Here is a 3,978-nt window from a genome sequence, read left to right as displayed (position 1 = left end):
GTTGAGGTCTCGTCTTTGTTCATTTCGACGTCGAAGGATTCACCTTCTGTTGCATCCGACCAACGCCCTCGTATTGAACGTCACGCGGGTCGCGGGCGAACTTCCATGCGTTGCGGGCGTCAATGAAGCGCGGTTGACGCATGCCGGCGAACGCTTCCGGTTTCAAGTTGACGAGTTCTTCCCACTCGGTGACGAGGATGGCGTAGTCTGCTCCGTCGAGCGCCTCTTCCACCGTGTCGGCTTGGCGGTAATCCCACGTCGCGAGCGGGTCGTAGCCGATGACCTCGACTTCTTGCAGGAGCAGCTGCTGGGCGAGCGCGATGGACGGGGCGTCACGCATATCGTCCGTCCCCGGTTTGAAGGCGAGCCCGAGGAAGGCGACGCGCATGCCGCGGGTCACGTCGAGCTTCGACAACAAGTAACGGATTTGGGCGTCATTCGTCTCCGCAGCCGCCCGGATGACTGGTAAGTCGAGACCGTTCTCCTGCGCGACGTGAAGCAGCGCGGCCATATCTTTCGGGAAACACGAGCCGCCATACCCGAGCCCAGCGTTCAAGAACGAACGCCCGATGCGGGGGTCGAGCCCCATGCCGTCGGCGATCGTCGTGATGTCTGCCCCGGCCTTGTCGGCGAGACGGGACAAGTCGTTGATGAAGCTGATTTTCGTCGCGAGGAACGCGTTCGAGGCGTACTTGATGAACTCGGCGTTAATCGGTGATGTGCAGACGAGCGGGACGCCGAGGCGGCCGTAAATGCCCGCGAGTTCTTCACACATCTCGAGGTCATCGCTGCCGATGACGACGCGATGTGGTTTCAATACGTCCGCCAAGGCGCGTCCTTCCTGTAAGAATTCCGGCACGATGGCGAACGTGTGCGCCGGATACATCACCTTCAAGACGTTCGTCGTCCCCGGCGGCACCGTGCTCCGGATGATGATCTTTTGCGGTGTCTTGAACGCGGCGAGCGCCGCTTCGATGTATGACAAGTCACAGCTGCCATCTTCGCGGCTCGGCGTCCCGACGGCGAGAATGACGTAGTCGGCACCTGACGCGAGCCCGACATCGTCCGTCCACGTGATCGCGTCTTTATATTCGGAGAGCACTTCGGCCATACCCGGTTCGTGGAACGGGACCGTGCCGCCTTTTAACTGCTCGAGTTTTGGTATGTGTTTCTCGACGCCGATGACCTCGTGCCCCGCTTTCGCGAGTCCGCACAACGTGGCCAATCCGACGTAGCCTAAACCAATGATTCCAAATTTCACGCTAGTTCCTCCTTCGGTATGCTCCCTTCCACAGTAGCGAAAAGCCGGGATGAAGGGAAGGCGATAACGCGCTCGAATGTTCTTTCGGGACTGACTTTTTTCATTTGGTAGGGTGACGGGTCGGCTCGGAAGTGCGCGCTGGCGCGGGGAAGTGCTATAATGGGTCAAAATGACGCTAGAAAGGACTAATCGTATGGGCTTACTCGCTTTCTTTTTGGTTACACTCTTCATCTATTATTGGTTTCCGGTCCGGGAGGGACTGAAAACCTTCCTTCTCATCTTGATCATGGTGAGCGGTTGGCTCTCCATCTTCGAAATCGTCTCCATTTTGGAAGCCCGTCCATGGGTGGCCGCCCCATTACTTCTCATCATCGGCCTCATCGTTTGGAAGTGGCGCAGAGATCGCAATCGGCAAGAGAAGAGCGTTTGACGACCGTCAAATGCTTTTTTTGATGTATTCTCTTTCTTTACCAAAATTCCCTTGCAAAAAGACGTATTCATTCTAGTATCGTGACGTCTTTCACAAGTTTTTTAAACATATGGGAATCAGTGTGAACTACTCGCCACTTATTCGCTTCGCAAATTGAAGTGGGAGCTTCTTGGGAAGACCGCACGTTTACTAGCCACGATTGTTTACCAAGCTCGTCGGGCAAGTCCCTGCCCTGAAGGTATTTCAGTCTGCCAACATCATTTCAGTCGGCCAACATCAACAGGTTGATGCTCGCATTGATGTCGCGGTCATGATGCGCGCCACACGTACACGTCCATTCACGGACATCCACTGTTTTCTTCTCGCCTTTTGATCCACAGGAAGAGCAGATTTGCGTCGATGCAAACCACTGATCCGCTTTGATAAGAGTCCGTCCGTAGAACTTGCACTTGTATTCTAACTGTCGGACGAACTCGTACCAACTGACATCTGCGATCGATTTGGCGACCTTGTGGTTCTTCATCATATTTTGCGACTTCAGCGTCTCCACGACGATGACTTGGTTCTCGTCAACGATTCGTTTCGACAGTTTATGAAGGAAGTCTTTGCGTTGGTTTGCGATCTTCTCGTGTTTCTTGGCGAGGATCAGCTTGGCCTTCTCCCGGTTCTTGCTTCCGATCTTCTTTCGTGACAGGGCGCGCTGCGCCTTCTTGACCTTCTCTTCTGACTTGCGAAGGAAACGAGGATTGTCAATCTTCTCAGAAACCATCTCGTCATTTGTCATGATGGCGAAGTGCTCAAGACCAAGATCGATCCCGATCTTGGTCTTGGCAGGAACCCATTTTTCCTCGCCTTGATTGACAAGGATGGAGACGAAGAACTTGCCCGTCTTCGTCATCGAGATTGTCGCGGACTTGATGATCCCCTCGAAAGGACGATGTTGTTTGAACTTCACGAAGCCGACCTTAGGAAGTCTCACCTTCCCGTCCTCGATCCGGACGCTCCCGTTCTGATTGTTGGTCGTGTAGGAGGCGCGGTCGCCGTGCTTCGATTTGAACTTCGGGAACCCGACAGACTTGTCGCGGAAGAAGTTGGCATACGCCTTGTTCAAGTCCATCTGGGCGTTCGCCAGGGATAGACTGTCGACCTCTTTCAAGAAAGGGAACTCGGGCTTGTACTTCGCCGGGGTCGGGAGCTTCTGCTTCGCGTCGGGATTCAACTTCGACTCCTCATACAACCGGATCCGTTCCTCGAGCATCTTGTTGTAGACGAAACGGACGCAACCGAACGTCTTCACGAAGTGTCCTTTCTGTGACTTTGTCGGGTATAGTCGAAACTTGTACGCCTTCAGCAAAGTGATCACTCCTCTCCTTGTTTTTCGATGTATTGCCTGATGACGTCGATCGTCGCACCACCGGTCGTCACGAGGCAGTAGCTCCGGGACCAGAACATTTCTTTCCACAGTCGTCTCTTGACGTGCGGAAAGTCTCGTTTGATCAGTCGGCTGCTGGCGCTCTTGTAGGCGTTCAGAAACTTCGACATCTCTGTGTTCGGGTGGGCTTTGAACAACACATGGATATGGTCGCCGTCATGATTCCATTCGGTCAGTGTGATATGGTATGACGCGCCGATCCGTTCGAACGTCTGTCTCGCGAACTCCGAGACGTCTTCGTCAATCACCTTGCGTCTATATTTGACCACCAGGACGAGGTGGTAATTCAGGAGAAAGACTGAATGTTTGTTTGTATCCATTTTCATTGATAGTTCAGTCCTTTTGATTGGTTACACTGATTGTATCAAGAACATACAATCTCGACAAGACGGGCGATTCATCTCCCACCTACGCTGGGCTTCGCCCCGAGACACTTAGAGGAGGGAGAATTCTCGCCTAATTTTGTTAAAATAGTAACTACTATTTCACAAACGATGAATCCATTGGCTCACACACTTACTGTAATTTAATGGTAATATAGAGTTACTCAGTCTAACAGTATAGGAGCGCTATTATGATGAACAAACTATCATTCTCCACACTATTCGTCTCCATCAGCGTCATCTCACTCTGCGCCATCATGGTGTACCTTAACGTCTCGACGTTCGAACTGAACGAGACGATCGGTTCAGGCCTATTCTACTTGAAAGGCTATTATGAGGAAGGCAATATGATCGTCACCGAACAAGGCATCGGTGTCATCACGGTACCGCTCGTCATCGGTCTCGTCGCATCGACACTCATCAACGTCATCCAATTTTGCCGTACCCCTTCCGTTTCGGATTAACCCACTTC

Annotated in this window: 5 protein-coding genes; 2 read left to right on the top strand and 3 right to left on the bottom strand. The window is 52.7% G+C overall.

Features of this window, described 5'->3' with window-relative positions; all coding sequences use genetic code 11:
- Positions 1-19 precede the first annotated feature (19 nt).
- Positions 20-1,261, bottom strand: coding sequence for a UDP-glucose/GDP-mannose dehydrogenase family protein (locus tag DI14_RS11845; RefSeq protein WP_034808808.1), 1,242 nt, complete (start codon positions 1,259-1,261; stop codon positions 20-22).
- 193 nt (positions 1,262-1,454) lie between these two features.
- Here DI14_RS11845 and DI14_RS15380 point away from each other — a divergent pair, with 193 nt between their 5' ends.
- A complete protein-coding gene (locus tag DI14_RS15380) occupies positions 1,455-1,691 on the top strand; it encodes a hypothetical protein (RefSeq protein WP_034808806.1) in 237 nt (78 codons plus the stop codon).
- A 262-nt stretch (positions 1,692-1,953) separates the two neighbouring features.
- Here DI14_RS15380 and tnpB read toward each other — a convergent pair whose 3' ends face one another.
- Together tnpB and tnpA are read right to left on the bottom strand one after the other, a co-directional pair.
- Positions 1,954-3,045: an IS200/IS605 family element RNA-guided endonuclease TnpB gene (tnpB, locus tag DI14_RS11835; protein ID WP_034808804.1), complete on the bottom strand. Its 1,092-nt coding sequence runs from the start codon at positions 3,043-3,045 to the stop codon at positions 1,954-1,956.
- Positions 3,046-3,050: 5 nt separating this feature from the next.
- A complete protein-coding gene (gene tnpA / locus DI14_RS11830) occupies positions 3,051-3,449 on the bottom strand; it encodes an IS200/IS605 family transposase (protein ID WP_029594769.1) in 399 nt (132 codons plus the stop codon).
- A gap of 251 nt (positions 3,450-3,700) precedes the next feature.
- Here tnpA and DI14_RS11825 point away from each other — a divergent pair, with 251 nt between their 5' ends.
- Positions 3,701-3,970 (top strand): hypothetical protein, encoded by a 270-nt coding sequence (locus DI14_RS11825; protein WP_152545910.1) that lies wholly within the window; start codon positions 3,701-3,703, stop codon positions 3,968-3,970.
- Positions 3,971-3,978: the final 8 nt, after the last annotated feature.

This window comes from Exiguobacterium sp. AB2, assembly GCF_000696055.1.
In the GTDB taxonomy this organism is placed as follows: domain Bacteria; phylum Bacillota; class Bacilli; order Exiguobacteriales; family Exiguobacteriaceae; genus Exiguobacterium; species Exiguobacterium alkaliphilum.
The sequence above is the reverse complement of the archived record's forward strand: the minus strand, read 5'-3'. Positions and strand labels throughout refer to the sequence as shown.

What these genes read in the sequence shown, in the direction of transcription:
- DI14_RS15380 (WP_034808806.1), top strand. Translation starts at nt 1,455, where the DNA reads ATGGGCTTACTCGCTTTCTTTTTGGTTACACTCTTCATCTATTATTGG.
- tnpA (WP_029594769.1), bottom strand. Translation starts at nt 3,449, where the DNA reads ATGAAAATGGATACAAACAAACATTCAGTCTTTCTCCTGAATTACCAC.
- DI14_RS11825 (WP_152545910.1), top strand. Translation starts at nt 3,701, where the DNA reads ATGAACAAACTATCATTCTCCACACTATTCGTCTCCATCAGCGTCATC.